The organism is Brevibacillus fortis, from assembly GCF_046196545.1.
Classification (GTDB): domain Bacteria; phylum Bacillota; class Bacilli; order Brevibacillales; family Brevibacillaceae; genus Brevibacillus; species Brevibacillus fortis_A.
This window is the reverse complement of record NZ_CP176370.1, coordinates 1,576,749-1,600,743: the sequence shown is the minus strand read 5'-3', so window position 1 is coordinate 1,600,743 and position 23,995 is coordinate 1,576,749. Positions and strand designations below refer to the sequence as shown.

Below are 23,995 nucleotides of genomic sequence, written 5' to 3'. Positions count from 1 at the left end.
AATCAGTATACTCAATGAAACATTCATTCTCAATTGAAGCTATTGAATAAATTCAGGAGGGATATACATGAATTATACAGTCATTACGGGAGCAAGTTCAGGAATTGGCTTTGAAACTGCACTGGCATTTGCTGCTCGTGGAAAAAACTTAATTTTAGCAGCTCGTCGAACGGAGGAATTAGAAAAGGTAAAATCAAAAGTGGCTGAAATCAACGCAAAATTGGATGTAGTCATTCGAACAGTTGACTTAAGTGTGAATGCAAATGTTCATGATTTTTACGACAGTCTAAAGGATTATGAGATTGAGACCTGGATTAACAATGCGGGGTTCGGAAACTTTGCTTCTGTTGGGGAACAAAACTTGAATAAAATTGAGTCAATGCTTCACTTGAATATTGAAGCACTAACTATTCTATCTTCTCGTTATGCTCGTGACTATGCACATGTTAAAGGAACGCAAATCATCAATATTTCTTCAGGCGGAGGTTACAAAATCATTGCTGACGCCGTGACCTATTGCGCAACGAAGTTCTATGTAAGTGCCTTTACGGAAGGTCTAGCACAAGAATTGAGGGAGAACGGAGCAGCAATGCAAGCAAAAGTCTTGGCACCTGCTGCAACAGAGACCGAATTTGCGAAGCGTTCCTTTGATATTGATCATTTTGAATATGCTGGTGCAGTTCCTAAGTTTCATACAGCTAAGCAAATGGCCGGTTTCTTGCTCGATTTATATGATAGTGAGAAGGTCGTTGGAATAGTGAATGGAGCAACATATGAGTTCGAGCTAAGGGATCCAATCTTTACGTATGTGACGAGGTCAAGAAACTAGTTTTTTTATCACTCCGAGACGCTTTTCGCATAAAAAAGAGGATGAGTAAGTCTCATCCCCTTTTTTATGATTACACCATAACTTTGCAAATGTCGTTCGTAAACTCTACCGGGTCTTGAATCGGCAAGCCTTCGATCAAAAGAGCCTGATTGTACAGGAGGGCCGTATACAGATTAACCTTTTCCTTGTCTGTGTCAAAGGCACCCTTCAACGACTGGAACACCGCATGGTTCACATTGATCTCCAGTACCTTGTCTGCCTTCACATTTGAATTGTTCGGCATCGCATTCAAGATTTTTTCCATTTCAATCGTCACTTCACCCTCTGTCGACAAGCAGACCGGGTGTGACTTCAAGCGTTTGGAGGCTTTGACGGCTTTGACTTTTCCTTCGAGCAGCGATGCCATATAGTCGAACAGCTCTTTGTTGTTCTCGTTTTCGGCTTCGGCTGCTTTTTCCTCTTCGCCCGGTTCAATCCCCAAATCGCCGCTCGATACCGATTTGAATTCTTTTTCCTTGTAGTTCATCATCATTTTGATCGCGAACTCATCGACGTCATCTGTGAAGTACAGGATTTCGTAACCTTTCTCGGATACGAGCTCTGTTTGCGGCAGCTTTTCGATTCGCTCGATCGACTCGCCAGATGCGTAGTAGATGTACTTTTGATCTTCTGGCATTCTCTCTACGTACTCTTCTAGCGTCACCAGCTTTTTCTCTTTGGAAGAGTAGAACATCAACAGGTCTTGCAGCGTTTCTTTATGTGTTCCGTAGTCGCTGTACATGCCGTATTTCAGCTGTCTGCCAAATGACTTGTAGAACAGCTCGTATTTTTCCCGCTCAGTTTTCAGCAAGCTTTGCAGTTGGTTTTTGATTTTGCTCGTGATGTTTTTCGCAATCAGCTTCAATTGACGGTCATGCTGCAGCATCTCACGGGAAATGTTGAGCGACAGGCTCTCGGAGTCAACCATCCCTTTGACAAAGCTGAAGTAGTCTGGAAGCAGGTCCGCGCATTTGTTCATGATCAGTACACCGTTCGCATACAGCTCCAGACCTTTTTCGTACTCCTTCGAGTAATAATCAAATGGCATGCTCTCCGGGATGTACAAAATCGCCTGATAAACAACGGCTCCATCTGCACTGATGTGGATGTGCCCCAGCGGCTTGTCGAAGCCATAGTGCTTGCTCGCATAAAACTGCTCGTAATCCTCTGTCGTCAGCTCGTTTTTATTTTTTCGCCAAATCGGAACCATGCTATTCACGATTTGTTCTTCCGTCACTTGTTCGTACTCGTTTTCGCTTCCCTCTTTTGGCTTATGCTGTGTAACGTCCATTTTGATCGGGTAACGAATGAAATCAGAGTACTTTTTGATAATCGCTTTTAAACGGTACTCCTCCAAAAACTCGTCGTAATTCTCTTCTTCTGTATTCTCCTTGATTTCGAGAATGATTTCGGTCCCGACGGAATCTTTGTGATAAGGCTCGATCGTGTAGCCATCCGCACCGCTGGACTCCCATTTGTACCCAGTGTCGCTGCCCAGTGCTTTACTGATGACCGTAACCTTGTCGGCAACCATGAACGCAGAGTAGAAACCTACGCCGAATTGACCGATGATGTTGTAGCCATCCTTCGCGTCGTTTTCTTTTTTGAACGCCAACGAACCGCTCTTCGCAATGACACCCAGATTATTTTCCAACTCATCCTGCGTCATGCCGATTCCGGTATCTGTCAGGGTCAGAGTTCTGGTGTCTTTGTTAACCGCTACTTTGATGTAATAGTTCTCTTTATCAAACACCAATTGATCATCGACGAGCGATTTGTAGTAAATTTTGTCAATCGCGTCACTCGAATTGGAGATCAACTCGCGCAAAAAGATTTCCTTTTGTGTGTAAATAGAATGGATCATCATTTCTAACAGACGTGTAGATTCTGCTTGAAACTGCTTTTTTTCCATGAAATACCCACCCTTCCGGACTTCTTATGTATTCCTATTTTGATATTAGCACTCTCACCTCACGAGTGCTATTCACTATTTTTATAACAGTCTTAGATTTTTCTGTCAATATGATCCAGCTAGAAAGAAGAACCGCCAGCATGAACAAATCGTGTGTTGTGTTAACCCAACCTCCAAATTCCTCCAAATCATCGACTGAAATATCATCAACACCCCAGGGCAAATTTTCACCATGTAATTTCCCCAAGAATTTAAAGTACCAGTTGGCTTAAGGAAACGTATTGCACTAGATTAAGAGCAGGCCTTATGATGATAAAAAGCAGAGGTGTGCATTTCATGTATTTCATACCATTTACTGATGAGTTAATTTCAGAGGCTGGGCGACTATTGTCCAAACGTCATAAACTATATCGAGAAATCCTTTCGGTACTGCCAAGTGAATGTGAAGATGAAAATTATGCAACGAATGCTGTTAAAACGATATGGTCAAAACCAAACAGTAGCGGAGTCGCAGCAATTGAAGATGGTAAATTAATCGGGTACCTAATTGGACAAAAGGTTGAAAATCCTCTTCGGGATCGACATGTCTGGATGAATTTGGAGGGTCACGCAATTTCTCGCAAAACCTCCGTTGAATTATATAGAGATCTTTATTCTGAGGCTTCTCAGCTATGGGTAGATGAGGGGTATTTCAGTCATTTTGCGCTAATTCCAGCCAGTCAACCCGAATTACTTCATTCTTGGTTCCGTTTAGGATTTGGCTTTGAACAAACACATGCATTACTCTCATTACTTGATCGGGAATCTCCCCTTCCCTTGAGCATTCCAGATGTTGAAATTCGCTTGGCATCCCCAGAAGACCGTAGTTTGGTAGAGGATATTGCAAATATTATTAGAACTCATCAAAATAAGGCACCCGTTTTTGGTTATTCTTTACGTGATGACCCTCAGGAATTACGTAAAGGCTATGCAAGTCTCCTTGATGATCATGAGGTCGATTTCTGGATCGCCTTAAAAGATGGAAAAATTGTTTCTTTCCAAGGATATTTCCCCTTAGATAAAAGTGATGTAAATTTGAATGTGCCCGATCCTTGTGTTGAATTAGGGGTTGCTGGTACTCTAGATCAATATCGCGGGCAAGGTATCAATTATGCACTTACACTACATGGACTTGCCCATGCGAAGAAAAAAGGATATGTCTACTGCATGACAGATTGGAGAGAAACGAATTTACAATCTTCACGTTATTGGCCTCGTCAAGGCTTCCTTCCTGTTTCTTACAGAGTTTCTCGCCTTATTGATAGCAGAATCGCCTCGGTGAAAGAGTAGTTCCAAATCCTCGTTTCAAGAATCCGTCTAATTTTTACAAATTTCCTTCTAAGCTGATCTACATTGGATCAGCCTGTTTACTTTAAGAAATGACACCCCATTGATATTAGTCATAATCATGATGTTCCTGATAATTCGATCATTCATATCGAGGTTTATGGAAATGAAGCTGAGCGATTGGGCTACAAGCCCCGCGATAATGCCGAAGCTTATGTCTCCGAATTCTCCGAAAGCACAAGTATTTGCTCATCATGGTCCCTCCTGCAGCGGCATTTCTCTCTCTACATAGTAGAATCAATTTACCTAAATGCATGTCAAAGCTGAAGAAGAAACCCTCGGGTCAATCGCCCAAGGGTCTCCTTTGCTCGCTACTTTTTATTTCACCGGAATATAGCCCGTTTTTTCTACTAATTCTTGTCCCTGTGGAGACAAAATCCATTCGATCAGTTTCTCTGCATTCGGATTGTCCGTTCCAGCTGTCACTGCGTAAAACTCGGCCGCAAACGGATACGCTCTGTTTTTTATCGTTTCCTTAGTAGGCGTAACCCCATCAATTGCGAGTAGACGAATGTTTCCGTTTCGCACCATTTCAGTGGCATAAAACAAGAACGAGTAACCGATGGCATTCGAATAATTTTTGTAGTTGGCTGCTTGCTCGATGACCCCACCCATTCCCGTTACCACGTCTTCTTGTGGAGCGGTCATGAGCTCCCTATCCCCCATGATCTTCTGCAGCATCGTCTGACTCCCACTATTCTCTGGTCGCTGAAAGGCGCGAACGAGCTCATAGCCGCCCCCGACTTCATCCCAAGAAATGATGTCTCCCGCATAGATATCCTGAATCTGTTGGGTAGTGAGTCCTTGAACAGGATTCTCTGCATTGACGAAAAAGACAAAGGCTTCCCTACCGATTGGTGTCAGTTTAAGCTCTACGCCTTTTTCTTTTGCTGCTAGGAGCTGTTCCTCAGAAGGACCTGCAGCAAAGATGACATCGACTTTGCCATCCAGTAAGTTTTCGTACGCTTGTGGTGTCTTGCTTACCATGACTTCGCTGTCGTAGAGGTCGTATGCTTTCTCGGGATAAACAGCCTGCACAAAGGAAGCGTAAAGAGGATACAAGGCGGTCGCCCCATCTATTTTGGGCAAATCAGACTGTAACGACAGTGTCGCTGGTTGATCAAGCTTTTGAATTTTGGAGCCTGCACCAAACGGTTTATACTGTTCCAGATCGACCTCCGCCTCACTGACCACAGGAATGCTGTTATGGTAATAGCTACTGATCTCATATCCTGCAACTGGCAGCGTACAAAAAAGAAAATAGACAAAGAGGGCTCGGTTCCATAACCGACTCTTTTGAGGGGCGAACATTTGGCCGATGATGTAGATGATAAAAACGACCGTTGTGACAGCCACAAGAAGAGAATAAACTCTTCCCTGTGCGTTCAGGGCAGTCATCACCACCGCCACAACTCCGATCACAGTGATGATCGCACCCAAAACGACACATCCAAAGATTTTCCCTACCAATTCTTTGTTCATTCCTTCTCCTCCCAGTTCTCCTACCGTTATTATAAATGATTGGAAGAGATTAGGAAGGAGAAGCATACCAAAAGAGCCAATTCACTCGACACCTAACCATTCCTTGTAATCTTTTGCCCATTTTTGCAAATCATTGATGAACAGGCTGGCATGATATCCATCACAAACTGCATGATGGACCTGCAAAGAAACTGGCAATAACGTTTTGCCTTCTTGTTCGAAATACTTTCCACTTGTAATGATCGGCAGCAAATACCGCCCATCTCCCGAAATATTCAGATTAAACCCACTGAAGCTAACCCAGGGAATACACGAAACAGGGAAAGTATAAGGCGGTTCCAGTTCTTTCGCCACAAGACCTTTGTTGTCCCCGTACTGTTTCATATCCGCTACGTAATTTTGATAAAACACAGGGAACTCGTCAGTGAATTCCGTCCACATCGTAGAAAAAGTTTGATCGTCCTGATGAAAAAAAGTATAGCTGGGTATCATGCTCTCCCAATAGCCCAACTCACCATCTGCATGAAAGGAAGTCCGAAATTCGCGATGCACATTGACTACATTCGTCACCATATACAGAAAAGCTGGGTACAGCTTCATCCCCTTTTGCCGTAGAGCGGGGAGCAATTCCGTTATATCAATATTAGCCGTCATACTGAAGGTGCAATTCACCCGGTTCAGATAATGCTCGAAATACGGCTTTCTGTTCCATTTATCTAGATCGATTCGCTGAAATTTCATTGGGTACCCCTCCTAAAATAGAAAACATGCTGTTTTAGGAGGTGATTCTGCGTGTCCTTTTCATAACACCAACCCCTTCTCCAATCCTGCCTTACCCCTCCAGCATACCATTTGCATCTCTTTCTGACATCAGCCTGTGTATAGCCGCCATGTTTAAGCAGAAATAGGGAAGGGAAAAGGAAAGAGATGGTAAAGGAGGAACATGATGAAAAATATCATTTTATGCTTAGCTCTTTTCGTTTCTATTCTTTTTTCAACTCCTGTATCTGTACACGCCAATCAGTTCAGCGATATCCCTGATGGACATTGGGCTGGGGAATCGGTTGATTTCATGGTGAAAAAAGGGGTTTTAAGTGGCTATTCCAATGGAGCCTTCAGACCGAATGAGGCGATTGACAGAGCCGAACTGACTGTTATGGTTCATAAGCTGTTTAATAAGCTTCGTCCGAATCTCAACCCATCAATCCCAGAAATGAAAATACAGAAGTTTGAAGATGTCCCCAAAAACCATTGGGCCTATCAGCCATTGATGGAAATGTACGATGCAGGCTCCTTTGGAATTGTTGCATGGTATGGAGGCAAACCATATATTTATCCCGAAAAAAAGGTGACACGCTGGGAAGCTATGTATATTTTTCAAACCTTCTTTGCTCAAAAGATGTATCAAATGCCCGACGATCAAGTCTTGCCAATACTTGTAGGAATTGACGACATTACCGTACAGTCGTTTGATTCAACTGGGTACTCAACGCGTTCTCCTGGTTCACTTGCTATAGATAAAATTGATGACGGTGAATACACGATTAGCTATAGTTACCTCGACACTGGAGAACTCATATTTGCCAACGGTGACATTGACACATTAAAAGCATATGCACTCGCATGGCTCGTCGGCAACGACATCATGAGTACGTGGGAAAACCAATTGGAAATACACGATCCACTCACACGAGCGGAGGCAGTGGTGATGCTGCAGCGTATTTACAATGTCTTATTGGCAGACGGTTCTCTATTAACTTATACGAGTAAATAATCCTCTCCCAAACTCTTATCTTGAAAAAGGAGCCCTCCCTTTCGGAAGGCTCCTTTCTAAGCAAGTCCCTCTTTACTCCATCTGCATTTTGCTCATATCCATATAAAGCACATTCCACCGATGACCATCCAAATCAGCGAAGCCTGCCCCGTACATTCCCGGACCATGCTCCCGCGGCTCACTGAAAACAGTGCCCCCAGCCGCTTTCACCTGATTCACCAGTTCATCCACTTCTTCCCTGCTCCGGGCATCGATCGAAAACAACACTTCCGTTCCGCGCTTCGTATCTGCCAGCTCATTTTGCGTAAACGATTGGAAGGTAGCCTCCGGGAACAGCATGATCAGCATATTTTTTTCGCCGATAACCAAGCCCGCTACATCTTTGCTATTCTCATGGCGAGGATGAAAAGAGAATCCAATTGCAGCAAAAAACGATTTGGACTTATCGATGTCCTTGACGGGCAAATTGATCCAAAGCTCTTTTGACATGGGAAATTCTCCTTCGCGTTTTATTATATGATGCTTGTTATTCTCCTTTAAGAATAGCAGAATCATGCTTGAAGGCTTCTTCCCGATTGCTATTTTTAGTCAAACCGTTCATTCGTATTATCCGATATTGACACTCGGAATTAGAACCGATAAAGTATTGGATAAACTTGGCTATACAAGTGCGAAAATTCAAAAATTAAAAACGAGGTGGGCACATGGCAAACGAGCTGATTCAAGCAATTACCCTGTTAAAACAAAAAGAATGGGTGGATCTCACGCACACATTCGGTCCAGAGTCTCCGCACTTCCACGCCTTTGACGCCGCCGAATTCCAAACGCTGTTTACGCATGACGACGGCTTTTTTGCCCAGCGCTTCTCTTTTCCTGGACAGTATGGTACCCACTTAGATGCACCGATTCACTTTGTGCGCAACAAGCGTTACTTGGACGAGATCGAACTGAAAGAACTCGTATTGCCACTCGTCGTCATCGACAAATCAAAAGAAGCCGAAGCCAACAACGACTACTCACTTTCCGTGGAAGACATCTTGCATTTCGAAACCGAGCATGGTCAAATCGAGAGCGGCTCCTTCGTCGCCTTGCGCACAGATTGGAGCAAGCGCTGGCCAGATGTAGAGGCCTTCAACAATAAGGATGCAGATGGCAATAATCACGCACCTGGCTGGTCATTGGAGGCCTTGAGATTTTTGTTCGAGGAAAGACAAATCAAAGCAGTCGGTCACGAAACCTTCGATACAGATGCGACGATCGATTACCGGAAAAACGGAGCGCTCTTGGGCGAATATTTTGTGCTTGATCAAGATACGTATCAAGTAGAGCTGCTCAAAAATCTCGATAAGCTCCCGGCCAAAGGCGCTGTCATTGTAAACATTACACCAAAGCCTGAAAAAGCCTCCGGGTTTCCTGTTCGTTCGTTTGCCATATTGCCTTAAAGTCAAAGCCGAGTAAACGCAGGTATCATCACCGATCACCTTTCATTCACTCGGCTTTTCATTTGAAAATGCCCTACGTATTCAACGAGGATTGACGGATAACCGCCACACTGGACTCCCTTACAATCAACCGCGGTTCGAACTGGACGCGTTCGTACGCCCCTGCTCCCTGCTCTCGAATCCGTTTCAGCAAAAGCTCAGTCGCCAGCCGCGCCACCTCTTCCCCCATGATCGAAACAGAACTGATCTGCGGAGTCGTAATCGTCGTCCACACATTGTTGTCAATTCCCACGACCGCGACATCTTCTGGCACGCGGACTCCGAGCTCCTTGAACCGATTCACGATCCCGATTGCCACCATGTCATTGACCGCATAGATGGCGTCCGGCATGTTTTTGAGGCTAAAAAAGTAATCAGCGGCACGAAGCCCTGTCTCAAACGAGAAGTCCTCACCAAAATACACCAGCGAAGGATCGACGTGCTGAAGTGATGCCTCATAGGCAAAATACCGCTCCTCGATCTTGTCCTTTGGCGCACCTGCGTAAGCGATTCGTGTCCGGCCAATTTTGATCAGATGCTCCATGACGAGTCGACCTTCTTGACGGGCCATGCTGACCACATCTGCTTTTACATTGTCTTCGAGCTTTTTTCCATAGTTAATAATCGAAACCGGAACACTCGCTTTGTTAATCATCTGGACCAACGTTTTTGGATAGGCGAGCGGCATGATAATCAGCCCGTCTACATGCAGCTTTTTGACCTCACGCACAGTCTCAAGCTCCATGCGGGCATTTCCTGCTGTATTAATTTGTACGACGCGGTAGCCATGCTGCTTGGCCGCTTGCTCGACCGACCAAGCGATATCTGGAATGATGGCATTGCGAATGTCAGGGACAGCCAGTGCGATTTGATAGGTTTGGCGCACCTTCAGACTTTGCGCAGAAGTGTTCGGAATAAAGCCCAGCTCGTCGATCACCTGCAAAATCAACGCTTTCGTCTTCGGACTGATCCCCCCGCTGTCATTGATGGCCCTCGATACCGTTGCGATTCCTACGCCCGCCTTCTTCGCTACGTCTTCTATTGTCACTTTATTTTTTGTATCCAACGCCTTGCTTTCCTTTCCATTTCGGAATCGTTTTCTATGTTTCCGAGCTAAAATGTGTTTTCCTACCGCTATTATAGCATACACAAAACCAGTGGTAACGAGGCATGAGCAAAACGTGCCAGGCAACCCCGCACCTGTTGCACAACACGTATACATCTTCTCAACTTAGCGAGAATCAACATCCTCTCCTCAACCGATTGCACACCACCCCCACTCTTGCCTAGGAAATCAAATTGACAAGATGTCAAACTTATGACATATTATTTTTCGGAAACGTTTCCTGTTTTACTTGCTGAATTTCATATAGAATCCAAATCGAACGAGGAGATGGCAGATATGAAAGCGTTACGTTGGCACGGTTTGAAAGACCTCCGTTTGGAAACCATTTCGGAACCGATTGCGTCCAAAGGTAAAGTGAAAATCAGAGTCGAGTGGTGCGGTATTTGCGGAAGCGATTTGCACGAATACGTGGCTGGCCCGATCTTCATCCCACAGGGAGCTGAACATCCGCTTACAGGCGAAAAAGCCCCGATCGTAATGGGTCATGAATTTTCCGGACAAGTGGTGGAAATCGGGGAAGGCGTGAACACCATCAAGGTTGGCGATCGCGTCGTTGTCGAGCCGGTTTTCGCTTGCGGAACATGCGCTGCGTGCAAACAAGGCAAATACAATCTTTGTGAAAAAATGGGCTTCCTCGGTTTGGCCGGCGGTGGCGGTGGCTTCTCGGAATACGTGGCTTGCGATGAGCACATGGTCCACAAAATCCCAGACAGTCTCTCTTATGAGCAAGGCGCTCTTGTGGAGCCATCTGCCGTAGCCCTTTACGCTGTCCGTTCAAGTCAGTTGAAAGCTGGTGACAAAGCTGTCGTATTCGGTGCCGGTCCTATCGGCTTGCTTGTCATCGAAGCACTGAAAGCAGCAGGTGCGGCTGAGATTTATGCAGTGGAGCTGTCCCCCGAACGTAAAAACAAGGCAGCTGAGCTGGGAGCTATCGTCATCGATCCAAAAGAATACGACGTAGTCCAGGAAATTCACAACCGAACAAATGGCGGTGCAGATATCGCCTTTGAAGTCACAGGCGTGCCTCCTGTCCTCACTCAAGCCATCGAATCTACCAAAATCGCTGGACAAATCATGATCGTCAGCATCTTCGAAAGAGAAGCGTCAATCAAACCGAACCACATCGTCATGAAAGAGCGCAACATGACAGGCATCATCGGCTATCGCGACGTATTCCCTGCTGTCATCAGCCTGATGGAAAAGGGCTTCTTCCCGGCGGACAAGCTGGTCACCCAGCGCATCAAGCTCGACGACATCGTGGAGCATGGCTTTGAAGCACTGCTGAAAGAGAAAAACCAGGTGAAAATTCTCGTTAGCCCGAGAGCATAAGCGAAAACGATTCCATAAATATCGTGCTGTTTCCTTCCACAGAAGGAATTACGTCATTCCGCTACTAAAAAACGGAGTGGAAAGCAGGGTTACTTCCTGTTTTCCACTCCGTTTTTTCTCGTTACCCTCTTCGATTTTTAACCTTGGGGTACCACCAACAAAACGCGGATTTCGTACGTTATCAAGACCTAAATTTTATAAAGTCATAAAAAATAAAGGATGTTACATATTAGTCATGTATAATATGTGACATCCTTTTACTTGTTGTTAAACAAACGCGCGCCCGATTGTTGAAGATCGTTATTGAACTAATGCCCCCGTTAGCTGAACAAGATAATTATATAAAGTACTGTTAACTTTTTTAATGAAAATCTCGGAACTGTAATATTTGATTTACTTCACCAATTTGTGGGTTCTACCATTCTTCTCTATCATGATTTTCCATATAAAATTGTTCAACAACACTGACAATCATAGTTAGCTAATTATTTATACAACAATAAAGAAATTCCATCCTATTAATAATGCAAATAATAAAGTTAACAAAGTAATTGTAAGAAAATAAAATACTTTACGTTTTTTAGAACTTACTATTTTTCTCATATATTTGATAGAGAAGAAGGCTGCAATAACTGTACATACGAGTAAAGGATAATTCAGTAAAAGATGAGGTTTGACCTCCGCAAAGGTACGGAATTTATTCATCATAATTCTTGTAATACATATTAGATTGTTTAAAAGGGTTATTGTACCACATAATATTAACATTGAATAGTAGAAATTAAATCTTTTATCTTCTAATTCTAATTGTTTCTTTCTATTTTTAAATTTAAGAATGAGTAAAATCAGTGGTGCAATTAAGAAATACAGAGTTGTACTTAATAATACTAAAACACTAGCAATTAAAACTGGGATTGTTCTATCAGGTGGTAGTTCAGATAAATCCATACCATGTCCTACAATTATCTGTTTCACTTTGCCTTCTTCCATTTTGAATTGTAAAATGGGATACGCATTTCTAAAAACAGGGAAATTTTCTTTAACAAGTTCATAATAATATGGTTTCGTCTGTACATAAGTACCTTTATATTGCCCTAAACTCATTGTGATTTCATTTTTGTTCGTTGCACTAACAGTATATAAATTTTGATAATTTGCAAATTCCAAAAAATTTCCCTCTTGCCGTTGAAATGGAACATATTTTCCATCTACTTCATTTGAAGAAGGTAGTTTTAGATAAGGAACTTTACTCTCTGTATGCTTTTTACCAATTAACAATTCTTGTACTCCAAATAGAATGTCCATTTCAGCACTTGCATTTGTAAGGATTACAATTCCAAATCTTTCTTCAGGTACTATCGCAAATTGACTTGAAAATGTTGCAGTATTACCTCCATGACCAATAGTACGGTATTCTCCCACATATTCAAAAAAACCATGTGCCGTTCCAACCATTTCTCCATCTAAACTGTAACTTGGTGAAAACATAGTTTCTAATGTGTCTGAATTATCAAATAGTGGTGACTTTTGACCTTTTTCTGGAGTTATTGCAATTGCATATTTTGCCAAATCTTCTACCGTACCGTTTATAGAACCTGCTGGATAATGAGAAACATATGACCAATTACCAAGTATGAAACCTCCTTCTGGATTTGGTAAATATCCCTTTGCTTTTGTTTCTAAAAGTTTTTTATTATCATCAAATGTTGTATTTCCCGTTGTATTATTCATCTCAAGTACATTAAATAAATGTTCCCGTTCATAATCATGAAATGGCTGTTTACTTATACATTCCACTACATAACCAGCAAGAGATGCTCCATAGTTACTATACGAACTAGCTGTTCCCACTTTATAATACTGTTTAGATTTATCAAGTAGTAATGCTTCTTCAAGAGGGAATAATCCATCCTTTGAAAAAGCAATTGTATTAAAGGCGTAGTCTCCAAATCCAGCAGCATGATTCATAAGATCTCTCATTGTAACAGTTTGTTGGAAATTAAGTTTTTTTGCAAAGTCAGAAGGTAGATATGTTTTAATATCCTCATCTAAATCAAGTTTACCTTGTTCAACTAATTGCATTGCAGATGTCCAAGTGAATAATTTACTTATGGATCCCCATTCAAAAACTGTCTTTGATGGATCAACTGAAATTTGCTTTTCAACATCCGCATATCCATAGCCTTTTGAGAGAATAATTTGACCATCTTTCACAACTGCAATTGCAGCCCCTGGTGTTGTTTTGTCTAAATACTTCGATACATATTGATCTATCTTTTCTTCCATCTCATTCAATGGAATACCCGAAGGTGTTTCCCCGTTAATTTTCTTTAATTCCGCTGCAAAACTAAGTTTTGTACTTAGTCCAAAAACAGTCAAAAACATAATAATACTAACTGTTAATATCAATCCTATTCTTTTTATCATTTTCGTATCCCCTCTCATAAAAGTATTAGTCTTAGATTAACGCCCTTAGAGAAAAGCTATAAAATCAATATCTTTAAGAGCATTTAACTCTGCATAACCAAACTTTATTATCGTTATCGATAATGATAAAGTAAGAGTTGAATGATTGCAATAATTATTCTCATTATTTATAATAGGAATGAAAAATTGGATGAATAAGAGGGGATATTATGGTCAATAAAGTTGATGTTTTAATGCATCCCGTTAGAATGAAAATTTGCCAATCATTAATGAGAAATAAAGAAAATGGATTAACACCTTTAGAAATGGTCAAAATCATTAAAGATGTACCTCAAGCAACTCTATATAGACAGTTACAAATTATGATGGATTCTGGAATTATTCACGTTATTAAAGAAAAAAAAGTGAAATCAGTTTCTGAAAAATATTATGCTTTAAAAGAAGATGAGGCTAGAATCGATGCGGAGGAATGGAAAAAAGCATCGCAACAGCAGAAACTTGATTATGTTACTTACTACCAATTATCTCTTTTGTATCAATATCAAAGTTATCTTAAAAAATTAGAAGAGCAAAACAATTCAGAGGATAGTGCTACTTTTTCTTTAGCCGCGTTAACGTTAGATGATGAAAAATTCAAGCAATTCCAAAATGAATTAAACGAATTAATTATTAAGTACTACCATAATACAAGTGAAAATAATGGAGAAGATACTCCAGTTCGAACAGTTGCTATTACAATTATTCCAGATGCTTAAGAGACAATAATGCCTCTTAAGCATCTAGCATTGCACCCTAGTATTCTACGTTCTTCTTCAGCTAACCTGCCCCGTTACTTTAAGTACAAAACTTCACAATCTCTTCTAAAATCTAACATAAATATCCAATTTTCATTAAAGTGTTATTCAATTAAATGGCCCTTTAGTTGAATAAGGAGGGAACGATGTTCCCTTAGATTTTTTTATAAACCTCTGCATAAGCAAATTTTAACTGCTCACGTAGTTCTTTATTTTCTTCATCCAATTTCTTAATTTTACGTTTTAAAGATACTATAATTGCATCTTTATTATTCTCATCCATCTCACGTTTTATCTGCTTTGGAGTTGAAACTTGGGCTTGCTGCTCTCGTAACGATTCAATTCGTTCTCGTATTTCTGGTACCCCACCTTGCTGTCTGGTTGGAGCCAGCGCGATCTCGCGAATGTTTTCTTACCCGCAATCGAGCTGATATTTATAATCATACCCGTCTTCCGCTCGTATGCTTCAAAATGGCTTCGATGACGATATCCCAATCCCCACGTGGAAGCTCATGCCCTGTCCCTTCCAAGGTGAGCAAGACTGCTCCCGGAATGTTGTTCGCAAGATGTAAGGCATGCGCGAAAGGGATGAGTAAGTCTTCTGTACCGTGAATCACGAGAGCTGGCACAGCGATTTCCGCTGTCCGCAACAGGTACGGTTCACTGGCCGTCACAAAGGCGTGATTGTTCTTACTCGCATAATGATTGCTTCTGGCGATATCTATTTGGGCCAGTTCACGAACGCGCGACTCGTCAAAAGGATGCTTGGAACCGATCAGAACTTTCGAACTCGCCACTGCAACCGCTAAAACCTCTTGTTCATCCTCCCAGTTGATTTCTCCCATATTACTGAAAAACTCCGTCAGCTTTTCATCAATTGGCGGTAGGCCAGGAGCAAAATTTGAGGATGCGTGCAATGTGATTGTTCGAACTCTTTCGGGATGTCGCAATGCAATGATTTGCGCCAGCATTCCGCCCATCGACATACCGACGATGTGCGTCTGCTGTACCCCGTATGCATCCAGGACATGAACGGCATCATCCGCCATATCTTCAAACGTATAGCCCGGTTGGCCAACCTCATAAGTCGTGGAGCGTCCGACATCCCGATTATCAAAACGAATGACAAAGCGCCCTTCGTCAGCTAACCGCTGGCAAAATTCTTCCTCCCACCAAAGCATGGACGTCTGGGCTCCCATAATCAGCAAAATCGCCGGATCTGTGGGCTTACCAAAGCTTTCCGCACATATTTCCACACCGTTCACTTTTACTATCTGTTCTGCCATTATAAGTTTTCCTCCTCAACGAACTGAAATAAAAAAAACACAGGCTAGGCTGCCTGTGCTTACGTCATCGAAAAAGGAAGAAGAAACGAAAACCATAAACATCAGATACCAGCATCTGATTGTACAGAATTGGTTCCATTCTCTTCGTAGATCATACAAATAGAGGAGGTCATCACGCTTGCCTTCCTCACTCCATTTGCCCATGATTCAATTGGGTTACCGTAGCGGCAATCCATTTTTCGATTCGTATGCACACAACATAGCCTTTTCACGCTATTTCATCGATTGTGTTGTGCGAATAAAGTATCGAAAAATTAATTTGCCACACGTAACCCTCCGTTCCTAATAAGTTGTGCCCATCCTACCACATGCTTTTTCATCTGTCAACGATTGGCAGTTTCAATGGTTGTTCGTATCCCTAGCTCCGCAAAAGTCGTCTCAACGTCTCGGGTAAGCCGCAGCTCAACCACTTGATCACATGCCAGCTTGGAAAGAATCTGGTCATGCGTGATAATGACGATCGTTTTGCCTGCTTCGGCCAGCTTTTTCATCCATGCGGCTACCTTCAGCACTCCATCGCCGTCAAGTCCACTTGTCGGTTCATCCAGCACAATCAGTTCTGCCTCGGAGCAATAAGCGGCTGCCATCGTGACCCGCTGCTTCTCTCCACCGGATAATGACGCAGGATGCCGATCGCGAAGCTCGCGCAAACCGAAAGCATCCATCGCCTCATACGCCTTTTCGCGGAGCTCTTCATTCAAGACTTTTCCCAACACGATTTCGTTTCCGACACTGTCTGCGTAGAGCTGGTAGTCCGCATCCTGCATCACCAAATAGCTCACAGCTCGTCTTTTGCTGGCGGACAGTGAACGACCTTGGCGGACAATCGTTCCTTTTCGCTCACGAAGAAGACCGCATAAAATTTTGCATAGTGTCGTCTTGCCCGTACCGTTCTCTCCAGTCAACGCTGTTACGCTCCCCTCCGGAAGCGAGATGTTGATATCGGTGATTCCGTCGTTTTTCTTTTTATAAAAATAGCTAAGCCCTCTTGCTTCCACCATGAATTCGGACATCTCTGGCTGCTCACGTTTCTTTGTTGTCTCGGGAAGCGTCATGTCAGGATGACGCAAACCGTACATACGCACGTCATCATGAGATAGCTGATAGAATTCGTCCTTCGTCCACGTATGTGCGATTTTGCCATTTTCCATGCAGACAAACAAATCGACAACGGGTAGAAAAGGAACTAGCCGATGCTCGCTGATGAGCAAGGTGGTACCGTTTTGCTTGAGCTTGCTTAAGATTTCAATCAGGTTTTGCGTAGAGGAAGCGTCCAGATTCGCAGTAGGCTCATCCAGCAAGAGAAGTGGCGGTGTCAAAACGGATGCAGCCGCTATAGCCACCCGTTGCTTTTGCCCGCTGGACAGCTTATGTAAAGAGCTATCGAGCAAGTGGGAAATCCCGAGCTGGCTCGCCTGCCTATCCATCCGGCTTCGAATCTCGTCTGGTGCCATCCCGATGTTTTCTGCGGAAAACGCCAGCTCATCCCGGACGGTTTCCATAAAAAATTGGCTGCGGGGGTCTTGAAATACGACGCCCATTAGCCGGGTACGTTCCTCTGGCAGCATGCTCGCAGGACTTTTGCCACCCACGCTTACTTCACCCGTGAGACGTCCGGCATAAAAATTCGGTGCGAGACCATTGACCAGCCTCATAATCGTACTCTTGCCGCAGCCAGACCGCCCACATAGTACGACACACTGTCCGGCTTTTACAGATAAGCTGATCTTTTTCACGCCAGTCTCAGTGTCATGTCCCTCATCATCCTGTCCATAATGAAACGTGACATCGTTCAGCTCAATCACGAAATCATCCCTCCCGTCCAGTAAATTGCCGAGCCTATCAGCGCATACACCCCGACGACGATGCCATCTATGGTCTTGAAGCCAACTGGATAGATAGAGGTCCGCGCGTTTGTGCACTCGATGCCGCGGAGCTCAGCAGATGACGCTAGTTCTGACGACAGCTTCAGGCAACGGACGACCAACGGCATAAAAAAACATTCGTAGGCCATGGCCGGATGCTTCAGTGCGCTGTACCAATGTGGAAAAATCCCTCTGGCGCGGATCCCGTCACGAATCGCTTTCATTTCCAAAATGACCACGGGGAAAAACCGGATCAAAATGCAAATCATCACCAAAATCGGTTTGGGGACTGACATTTTCTCAAACGCACTCATGATACTACCAGGTGGTGTATAGATCAGAACCGTGCCGATCATGATGACAGGCATCATTCTCACCATCGTGTAAACAATGAGCTTCATCGTTCCCAATGCCAACGCATTCGGCATGAAAAACACAAAAGCCATGCACACGCAATAGAACACGACTAGTTGAAACGCCTTTCTGGACAGGTGATTCCATACCAAGTACACTACACTTAGTGCCACCAGTAAGTGCACCTGTATATCATCACGAACGGTCATGGCCAAGATACTCGCTATTACCAGCACCAACAGATGTGTTCTGGGACCGAGACGTCTCGTACGCGCTGTTTCTTTTTCATAAGCTTCTTTCTTCATCCGACAAACACCCCTACAACCGAGATCACACACAAACTTCGCCCTTACAAATCGTAATGATAATGATGATCATAATCTCTAGCAATACGACAGGTAGATATACGTCTTTTCGTAGTATGTTTTCGTCCGATCACGGCATGGGTGGTGACTATAATGAAAGATATTTTGACGGAACTACATACCCCGTGTTTAATTCAATGCGGCTTTTATCCTGACGACGACCACGGTCCATACAATCGCGAGGGTGTTTGCTTTTCTGTTTTGCCAGAGAAAGGGCAGGGGCGCTACTGGACTTATACGCGTGACAACCTGTTTTCGATTTCGATCCAAGATTTCGTCTTTTACGAGGATTTGTTTCTGGAGTTCCAGCAACCCAAGTACCTAAGCTTCAATTATTACGATTCCGTCTCTGGAGAAGAATTCAACCCGTATAAACGATTGTCATGCGGCTGCATCCGCGTCCATATCGGGTATAACAATGTGTATCGGGCCAGCTATCGCAAAAACATTCCCATTCGCTCGACGGCTATTGAAATCATGCCGGAGTATTACGAGGATTATTTGAAAAGCAAATATCCAGTAGAGTATAAGGACCTGCGCTCGTCCTTTATTACGGTAGATGGGATGACGAACTTCGCGGAGCTTGTTTTCTTGCTCCGACAGATACGGAATTTCCGGGGAACGGGAATTGCCGCAAAGCTGTACTACGAGGGGAAAGTCGCAGAAGCAGTATCACTGATCGTGGAGAAGGCCAAAGCACACAAAAAAACGCATCCAACCAAAAGCATATCCCGACAGGATTTGGACGGCCTGACCGCTGTGACCGCCTACATTGACGATCACTTCGCCTCCGAAATACACTTGGAGCACCTCGCCCGGATCGCCTGCATGGGACTCACCAAGCTGAAATACACTTTTAAGCAAGCAAACCAATGCACCATTACCGAATATATCCAAAACAAGCGCATGAATCACGCCGAGCAACTGCTCACGAGCACCGATTTGCACATTAATCAGATTGCGTATATCGTGGGCTACCACAACTCCAGCCGCTTCTCCCAGCTATTTCGCAAAAGCACCGGACTGTTGCCCAACGAATACCGGAGATTCACGGTTACAACCAAATAGGATCATGGAAAAAGCTGTAGCCGATGATGTGGCTACAGCTTTTCACTGAAAAACAGTTTTCGCACACGCTCATCCCGCAGCCACAATCCGCCCCACATCAAAATCGCGAGGTAGACAGCAAACAACGTATGGGAAAAGAGTGGTGCATCTACACGGATCTGGGTAGCAATGACCCCACCGAAAAACCCAGTTAACAGAAGTGCACCTAAAACTGCTGTCCGGGGAATCGCATACAGCACCGTTGATACAAGGGCGAGAATTCCAATCAAGCCAATGTGATGCTCCGCATAGCCGAGTACGAGGGTTCCCTCTACGACAGGGGCAGGCTGGATGAGTTTGAATACACCGTCAAATAGCATAAAAAGAATGACAAGTCCTCTCATAATCCGTGCAATCCACAGACGTGTTTTGGAAATTTGACTCCGCATGGGGGTCCCACCTTTCATTTTTTTCCTAAGCAGATCGTAGCACAATCAAAGCGGCAACATTTCTTCTGTATTGCTCTTTTGAGTTGAGGAACTGTCTTTTTCTAAAAACGAAAAAAACCTTCTCAAATGAGAAGGTTCTGAATTCGTATCAAAGATTAAACGGGAAGTGTAACTCTGTAACCTGGTTGGTTCTTTGGATGGTTTTGATTCACGAACACACCACGGTCATTTTTCAACACGATTACTTCAAAGAATGGACGGAAACGATCTTCCGAAATACCAAATGCAGTCAAGAACTTGCCAAACAGCTCTTGCTCTTCACGCTCAGGTTGGCCATCTGCCAGGGAGGAATCGATCAGGTTGACCAGGATGCACATTTTTTGAGCATCTGTGAGCAATGGAGTTACTTCGCTCAGGAATTTCTCGATAGAGTTATTGCGTGTATATTTCATTGCGTTTTCGAGCAACTGTCTGTTATTAGCACCTACACCAATCACGCCGTTGCTTTCTTCGCCGCCCAATACAGCGAGCAATTGACCAATTTCCTCGTGGTCCATTTCTCCATCCGATTTCATCATGTAGAGCAAGGAGCATGCGAATCCAAAATGAGGGGTCATTTCTTCCCCTTTGTCCGTCTTAAACATATCAAACAAGCCCACGCAAAATACCTCCTATGTATGCCAAGATAGTATAATTTTACTATCAACTGGAGAATGTTAGCAACAGTTGTCCGGGTAAGCAATTTTTCGGTAAACAAAAAAGAAGTGCCAGCCCGCGCCGACACTTCCTAATCTAGCTCTTATTTCAGTTGTTGGACGTTATAGCCCTTGGCTTTCAAATGATCAATAACCATGCCCTTCATTGAAAAGTGGGCTGCACCTACCACGACAAAAGAAGTAGTTTCCCCTTCTTTCTCCAACACCTCTGCCAGTTTAATAGCCATGTTTTTGTCTCGCTCACCGAGCAGACGCTGATTTACTTCGCCTTCACCGAAATCGCCATGTTCTGTCATGATCTTGGTAAAGCCGCCCAGATCACCTTCTACCCATTCTGTCTGCATATTTTTTAGCATATCTGCGTTTTCTTGAAGCCCTTTTTCGGTCAAAGCAACATCCAAAATGATATTCAATTCCTTCTCCTGTTGCTTTGCCGGAACACCTGAGAGCAAATCTGCTTGCAGCTTTATGCCTTCCAGCTCATTGATCGGCTTCTCATCCAGCATCGCCTTTGTCAGGAAGTACCTGTCGATACCGGAAAGCATTCCGAACTGAAGGTCTGTGTCGGTCTCTACGTAGCCCAGCGATGGCACAGACAAGGAAATGGCAAAAGGCTTGTAGGCATCAAAGGAATTGGCTGGCAGCTCCAGCTTCGCGAGCAGTTTTTGCAGCTTTTGATATGTCTCAGCAGATACATGATCCTTCAGTGTCTTGCCATCTGTATAGACCATTTTTTGCGTGAGATAATCACTGTCCCCATTAATAATGTCTGCCTCAACCCACAGCTCGTCTGACTCTTCATACGCTTCCCGGATGTCTTTTTGCATCGGGTACATCTCTGGGATTCCCACATGAATTGAGCCGAGCAAGTACATGGTGTTTTTATCGTTGGTCACTTTCCACATCAGACCTTCGGCACCAGCACCAACCGTATCGTATGCGAACTCAACCAGTCTGCTTGCCATCACCGTTGCTTGCTCCACCGTGCTTGGCTGTTTCAGCTCAAGACCAGCACTCGTCCCATTTACCAGGCCCTTTTTCTTCATGTAGTCAATCGGGGGCTCCCCGTTCATCTCGAATGCTGCTGGCAATTCGTAGTTTGCCAAAAGCTTGTACAAAGCAGTCGTGACCGCTTCTCTTGTCATGACCTTATCCTTTGCAAGCGGCAAAGTCGCATTCTTTTTCTTCAATCCCAGACGGTCCAGCTTTTTCGCTGTGCCTTCCAGCAAGATATTGAACTTCTCAGCAGAAATGGCTTGTTGAAAAGAGGCATCCTCATACCACGCCAGTGGAAAAATTCCGTATTTTTCCCCTTCGTTCAACGTAGTGACAGACCAAGGGCTGATAACAGGGGCTACGGGTGTCTGCCCGTGCACAGGCAACACATATCCCAGCAAAAGCGCCAAGCTGAGTGTACCTGTTCCCGCCCAGCGAGTCAGTTTGCTCCAGCGTTTGTTTAGTTTCATCAAACTTTCTCCTCTCGATTCTAAGCTGAATGATTGATGCCATTCTTTCTTAGTGGTAGATTATACCACATATTTCTGGAAGAGATACCCGAATGATAGAAAAGAATAGAAAATACGACCATTTTCACTATAAATAAAAAGCATCGACATTGATCGTCGACGCTTTCTCTATGAATCCGCAAGTTATCGATTCGGCTTGGTCAAATAAAGCCGCATCGTCAACGGAGCAAATATGACAATCAACAGCACACATAAAAAAACTCACCCTCTTATTTTACAGGAGGGTGAGTCCTTTTTCGAAATCGTTACTTCATGGATGCTTCTTCAATTTCTTTATACGCCCAATGACCAGGTACGACATCCGGCCATCTTTGCGGGCCAGCCTGGTTCTGCGGTACGCGATTCAGTACACGATTGAGAATCGTTACAGCTTCGGCACGAGTCAGCGCTTTCTCTGGCTGGAAGGTGCCATCGGGATAACCTGTCATGTAGCCTTTTGCAACAACTGCTGCAATGATTGGAGATGACCAGTGATCTCCCCTCACATCGAAAAAGGCAGTGCCCCCTCCTGTACCTTGCAAGGCCTTGTACTTGTAGATGACCGCGGCTATTTCCGCTCGGGTAATGTTGGCCGATGGACGGAATGTGCCATCTGTGTAGCCGCTCATCATACCCGCTGCACTTGCTTGATGAATCGGATTTACTGCCCAGTAGTTGTCGGCTACATCGAAGAACCGTCCCTTATTCACAGAAGACTGGTTCACCATTCCAGCGTTCAGTAAAATGGCAGCCATCTCCGCACGTGTCACCGTACGATCAGGTTGAAACGTTCCGTCAGGATAGCCATTGATATAGCCATGTTGGCTCTTACTTTTCTTAGTGGTTGCAGGGCGTTCCTCTTTCTTATCGGTAGAGCTGCCTCCAGTGAAAAAGCTGTTTGTCGGTGTGGTATAGGAATCTTTTTTACGGTCTCTGTCCCGGTCCCGATCTCTGTCACGATCATCGTCATCCTCTAGATTTCTCCATGCTTTCTTCAAATCGTACAGAGCGTCGTCTACCTCAGACTGCGTGGCACGTGGATCGTCGATGACATCCCATGCATGTTCGAGTGCATCTTCCAAATCACGCCAGCTTGATCTGGTGTAGTCGTCTTCATCCAAGTCTTTGTCCTCGATCTCTTCCACTTTGACTCTCAATTCTCTTTTATATACCGCGTCATCTTGTCTCTTCAAATCTTGTCTCGCTTTGATCAGTTTCTCAAGGGCCACATCTACGACAATCTGGCTCGCATGCGGATCATCCAGCACAAAGTAAGCCTGCCCTAGTCTATTCTGAAACTCTTTCCAGCTTGCCCTCGTGTAATCTTTTTCTTGCAGCTTTTCCACTGCAATTTCCTCTACTTTCGTTTGCAGTTTACTCTTGTCGACTGTACCTTCCTGCTTCTTCAGCCCTTCTCTTGCTATGACTAGCACGGACAAGGCACCATCGACTTCTGCTTGGGTGACGTTTGGCTTCGTCAGTACGGCTTTTGCAGCATCCAACGCATACACAAGCTTGCTCCAGCTGTCGGGCGTATATTTTTCCTGGACTAAATTTTCGGCGTTAATTTCATTGACTTTTCCTTGTAAGTGACGAAGATCTACAGTGGTTTCTACCGCGGCAGGTGTTTCCTCTGCACTTGCTGCTTGGCTTACAGGCACGAATATGGATGCTTGGAAGATCAAGCAAAAGAGGCTAAAGAAAACAAAACTCGTTACTGCTCTTCGAAAACGTCCCAATTCCCATCCTCCGTTCTTTACGATGACCTA

General features: G+C 44.1%; 21 protein-coding genes and 1 pseudogene. 7 read left to right on the top strand and 15 right to left on the bottom strand.

Annotated features, from left to right (window positions below):
* The first annotated feature begins 67 nt into the window (after positions 1-67).
* Positions 68-829, top strand: coding sequence for an SDR family NAD(P)-dependent oxidoreductase (locus ACKKE8_RS08490; protein WP_409177782.1), 762 nt, complete (start codon positions 68-70; stop codon positions 827-829).
* A gap of 70 nt (positions 830-899) precedes the next feature.
* On the opposite strand, the gene htpG is transcribed toward ACKKE8_RS08490, so the two are convergent.
* Positions 900-2,780 carry a molecular chaperone HtpG gene (htpG, locus tag ACKKE8_RS08485; protein WP_409177781.1) on the bottom strand — a complete coding sequence of 627 codons (1,881 nt, stop codon included), beginning with the start codon at positions 2,778-2,780 and terminating at the stop codon, positions 900-902.
* 336 nt (positions 2,781-3,116) lie between these two features.
* Between htpG and ACKKE8_RS08480 the strand changes: the two genes are divergently transcribed.
* Positions 3,117-4,109 carry a GNAT family N-acetyltransferase gene (locus ACKKE8_RS08480; protein ID WP_409177780.1) on the top strand — a complete coding sequence of 331 codons (993 nt, stop codon included), beginning with the start codon at positions 3,117-3,119 and terminating at the stop codon, positions 4,107-4,109.
* Positions 4,110-4,484: 375 nt separating this feature from the next.
* On the opposite strand, the gene ACKKE8_RS08475 is transcribed toward ACKKE8_RS08480, so the two are convergent.
* Both ACKKE8_RS08475 and catA read right to left on the bottom strand, forming a co-directional pair.
* On the bottom strand, positions 4,485-5,648 hold the full coding sequence (locus tag ACKKE8_RS08475) for a PstS family phosphate ABC transporter substrate-binding protein (RefSeq protein WP_409177779.1): 1,164 nt from the start codon (positions 5,646-5,648) through the stop codon (positions 4,485-4,487).
* A gap of 81 nt (positions 5,649-5,729) precedes the next feature.
* Entirely contained in the window at positions 5,730-6,389 is a 660-nt protein-coding gene (catA, locus tag ACKKE8_RS08470; RefSeq protein WP_409177778.1) for a type A chloramphenicol O-acetyltransferase, read from the bottom strand.
* A 205-nt stretch (positions 6,390-6,594) separates the two neighbouring features.
* Here catA and ACKKE8_RS08465 point away from each other — a divergent pair, with 205 nt between their 5' ends.
* On the top strand, positions 6,595-7,422 hold the full coding sequence (locus tag ACKKE8_RS08465) for an S-layer homology domain-containing protein (RefSeq protein WP_409177777.1): 828 nt from the start codon (positions 6,595-6,597) through the stop codon (positions 7,420-7,422).
* A gap of 72 nt (positions 7,423-7,494) precedes the next feature.
* On the opposite strand, the gene ACKKE8_RS08460 is transcribed toward ACKKE8_RS08465, so the two are convergent.
* Entirely contained in the window at positions 7,495-7,911 is a 417-nt protein-coding gene (locus ACKKE8_RS08460) for a VOC family protein (RefSeq protein WP_409177776.1), read from the bottom strand.
* Between the two features lie 215 nt (positions 7,912-8,126).
* On the opposite strand from ACKKE8_RS08460, the gene ACKKE8_RS08455 reads away from it, so the two are divergent.
* Complete coding sequence (locus ACKKE8_RS08455; RefSeq protein WP_409177775.1) at positions 8,127-8,864, top strand: cyclase family protein; 738 nt, start codon at positions 8,127-8,129, stop codon at positions 8,862-8,864.
* 73 nt (positions 8,865-8,937) lie between these two features.
* On the opposite strand, the gene ACKKE8_RS08450 is transcribed toward ACKKE8_RS08455, so the two are convergent.
* The gene (locus tag ACKKE8_RS08450; protein ID WP_409177774.1) at positions 8,938-9,969 is read right to left on the bottom strand and encodes a LacI family DNA-binding transcriptional regulator; all 1,032 of its coding nucleotides are present in this window, start codon (positions 9,967-9,969) and stop codon (positions 8,938-8,940) included.
* Positions 9,970-10,305: 336 nt separating this feature from the next.
* On the opposite strand from ACKKE8_RS08450, the gene ACKKE8_RS08445 reads away from it, so the two are divergent.
* Positions 10,306-11,358 (top strand): 2,3-butanediol dehydrogenase, encoded by a 1,053-nt coding sequence (locus ACKKE8_RS08445; protein WP_409177773.1) that lies wholly within the window; start codon positions 10,306-10,308, stop codon positions 11,356-11,358.
* Between the two features lie 489 nt (positions 11,359-11,847).
* On the opposite strand, the gene ACKKE8_RS08440 is transcribed toward ACKKE8_RS08445, so the two are convergent.
* Positions 11,848-13,785, bottom strand: a complete 1,938-nt coding sequence (locus ACKKE8_RS08440; RefSeq protein ID WP_409177772.1) for a serine hydrolase domain-containing protein — start codon at positions 13,783-13,785, stop codon at positions 11,848-11,850.
* 209 nt (positions 13,786-13,994) lie between these two features.
* Between ACKKE8_RS08440 and ACKKE8_RS08435 the strand changes: the two genes are divergently transcribed.
* Positions 13,995-14,540 carry a helix-turn-helix domain-containing protein gene (locus tag ACKKE8_RS08435; protein ID WP_409177771.1) on the top strand — a complete coding sequence of 182 codons (546 nt, stop codon included), beginning with the start codon at positions 13,995-13,997 and terminating at the stop codon, positions 14,538-14,540.
* A gap of 193 nt (positions 14,541-14,733) precedes the next feature.
* Here the strand turns inward: ACKKE8_RS08435 and ACKKE8_RS08430 are convergent.
* From ACKKE8_RS08430 to ACKKE8_RS08410, 5 genes and pseudogenes are all read right to left on the bottom strand, one after another.
* Positions 14,734-14,937, bottom strand: a pseudogene (locus tag ACKKE8_RS08430) (DUF6262 family protein); the annotation flags it as partial.
* Complete coding sequence (locus ACKKE8_RS08425; protein ID WP_409177770.1) at positions 14,871-15,023, bottom strand: hypothetical protein; 153 nt, start codon at positions 15,021-15,023, stop codon at positions 14,871-14,873. The pseudogene ACKKE8_RS08430 and the gene ACKKE8_RS08425, both read right to left, overlap by 67 nt.
* Entirely contained in the window at positions 15,020-15,865 is an 846-nt protein-coding gene (locus ACKKE8_RS08420) for an alpha/beta fold hydrolase (RefSeq protein WP_409177769.1), read from the bottom strand. The genes ACKKE8_RS08425 and ACKKE8_RS08420 overlap by 4 nt, the downstream gene beginning before the upstream one ends.
* A gap of 383 nt (positions 15,866-16,248) precedes the next feature.
* Positions 16,249-17,730: an ABC transporter ATP-binding protein gene (locus tag ACKKE8_RS08415; protein ID WP_409177768.1), complete on the bottom strand. Its 1,482-nt coding sequence runs from the start codon at positions 17,728-17,730 to the stop codon at positions 16,249-16,251.
* Complete coding sequence (locus ACKKE8_RS08410; protein ID WP_409177767.1) at positions 17,727-18,449, bottom strand: energy-coupling factor transporter transmembrane component T; 723 nt, start codon at positions 18,447-18,449, stop codon at positions 17,727-17,729. Before ACKKE8_RS08410 ends, ACKKE8_RS08415 begins: the two co-directional genes overlap by 4 nt.
* A 153-nt stretch (positions 18,450-18,602) precedes the next feature.
* On the opposite strand from ACKKE8_RS08410, the gene ACKKE8_RS08405 reads away from it, so the two are divergent.
* Complete coding sequence (locus tag ACKKE8_RS08405) at positions 18,603-19,577, top strand: helix-turn-helix domain-containing protein (protein WP_409177766.1); 975 nt, start codon at positions 18,603-18,605, stop codon at positions 19,575-19,577.
* Between the two features lie 32 nt (positions 19,578-19,609).
* Here ACKKE8_RS08405 and ACKKE8_RS08400 read toward each other — a convergent pair whose 3' ends face one another.
* From ACKKE8_RS08400 to ACKKE8_RS08385, 4 genes are all read right to left on the bottom strand, one after another.
* Complete coding sequence (locus tag ACKKE8_RS08400; protein ID WP_409177765.1) at positions 19,610-20,005, bottom strand: DoxX family protein; 396 nt, start codon at positions 20,003-20,005, stop codon at positions 19,610-19,612.
* Between the two features lie 155 nt (positions 20,006-20,160).
* Complete coding sequence (locus ACKKE8_RS08395) at positions 20,161-20,664, bottom strand: TerB family tellurite resistance protein (RefSeq protein WP_088906399.1); 504 nt, start codon at positions 20,662-20,664, stop codon at positions 20,161-20,163.
* A 140-nt stretch (positions 20,665-20,804) separates the two neighbouring features.
* The gene (locus ACKKE8_RS08390; RefSeq protein ID WP_409177764.1) at positions 20,805-22,187 is read right to left on the bottom strand and encodes a TraB/GumN family protein; all 1,383 of its coding nucleotides are present in this window, start codon (positions 22,185-22,187) and stop codon (positions 20,805-20,807) included.
* Positions 22,188-22,492: 305 nt separating this feature from the next.
* Positions 22,493-23,965 carry an S-layer homology domain-containing protein gene (locus ACKKE8_RS08385; RefSeq protein ID WP_409177763.1) on the bottom strand — a complete coding sequence of 491 codons (1,473 nt, stop codon included), beginning with the start codon at positions 23,963-23,965 and terminating at the stop codon, positions 22,493-22,495.
* Positions 23,966-23,995 lie beyond the last annotated feature (30 nt).

Bases quoted from the DNA above. Each gene is read 5' to 3' on its own strand.
- ACKKE8_RS08490 (WP_409177782.1), top strand. From the start codon at position 68: ATGAATTATACAGTCATTACGGGAGCAAGTTCAGGAATTGGCTTTGAA.
- htpG (WP_409177781.1), bottom strand. From the start codon at position 2,780: ATGGAAAAAAAGCAGTTTCAAGCAGAATCTACACGTCTGTTAGAAATG.
- ACKKE8_RS08480 (WP_409177780.1), top strand. From the start codon at position 3,117: ATGTATTTCATACCATTTACTGATGAGTTAATTTCAGAGGCTGGGCGA.
- ACKKE8_RS08475 (WP_409177779.1), bottom strand. From the start codon at position 5,648: ATGAACAAAGAATTGGTAGGGAAAATCTTTGGATGTGTCGTTTTGGGT.
- catA (WP_409177778.1), bottom strand. From the start codon at position 6,389: ATGAAATTTCAGCGAATCGATCTAGATAAATGGAACAGAAAGCCGTAT.
- ACKKE8_RS08465 (WP_409177777.1), top strand. From the start codon at position 6,595: ATGAAAAATATCATTTTATGCTTAGCTCTTTTCGTTTCTATTCTTTTT.
- ACKKE8_RS08460 (WP_409177776.1), bottom strand. From the start codon at position 7,911: ATGTCAAAAGAGCTTTGGATCAATTTGCCCGTCAAGGACATCGATAAG.
- ACKKE8_RS08455 (WP_409177775.1), top strand. From the start codon at position 8,127: ATGGCAAACGAGCTGATTCAAGCAATTACCCTGTTAAAACAAAAAGAA.
- ACKKE8_RS08445 (WP_409177773.1), top strand. From the start codon at position 10,306: ATGAAAGCGTTACGTTGGCACGGTTTGAAAGACCTCCGTTTGGAAACC.
- ACKKE8_RS08440 (WP_409177772.1), bottom strand. From the start codon at position 13,785: ATGATAAAAAGAATAGGATTGATATTAACAGTTAGTATTATTATGTTT.
- ACKKE8_RS08435 (WP_409177771.1), top strand. From the start codon at position 13,995: ATGGTCAATAAAGTTGATGTTTTAATGCATCCCGTTAGAATGAAAATT.
- ACKKE8_RS08425 (WP_409177770.1), bottom strand. From the start codon at position 15,023: ATGATTATAAATATCAGCTCGATTGCGGGTAAGAAAACATTCGCGAGA.
- ACKKE8_RS08420 (WP_409177769.1), bottom strand. From the start codon at position 15,865: ATGGCAGAACAGATAGTAAAAGTGAACGGTGTGGAAATATGTGCGGAA.
- ACKKE8_RS08410 (WP_409177767.1), bottom strand. From the start codon at position 18,449: ATGAAGAAAGAAGCTTATGAAAAAGAAACAGCGCGTACGAGACGTCTC.
- ACKKE8_RS08405 (WP_409177766.1), top strand. From the start codon at position 18,603: ATGAAAGATATTTTGACGGAACTACATACCCCGTGTTTAATTCAATGC.
- ACKKE8_RS08400 (WP_409177765.1), bottom strand. From the start codon at position 20,005: ATGCGGAGTCAAATTTCCAAAACACGTCTGTGGATTGCACGGATTATG.
- ACKKE8_RS08390 (WP_409177764.1), bottom strand. From the start codon at position 22,187: ATGAAACTAAACAAACGCTGGAGCAAACTGACTCGCTGGGCGGGAACA.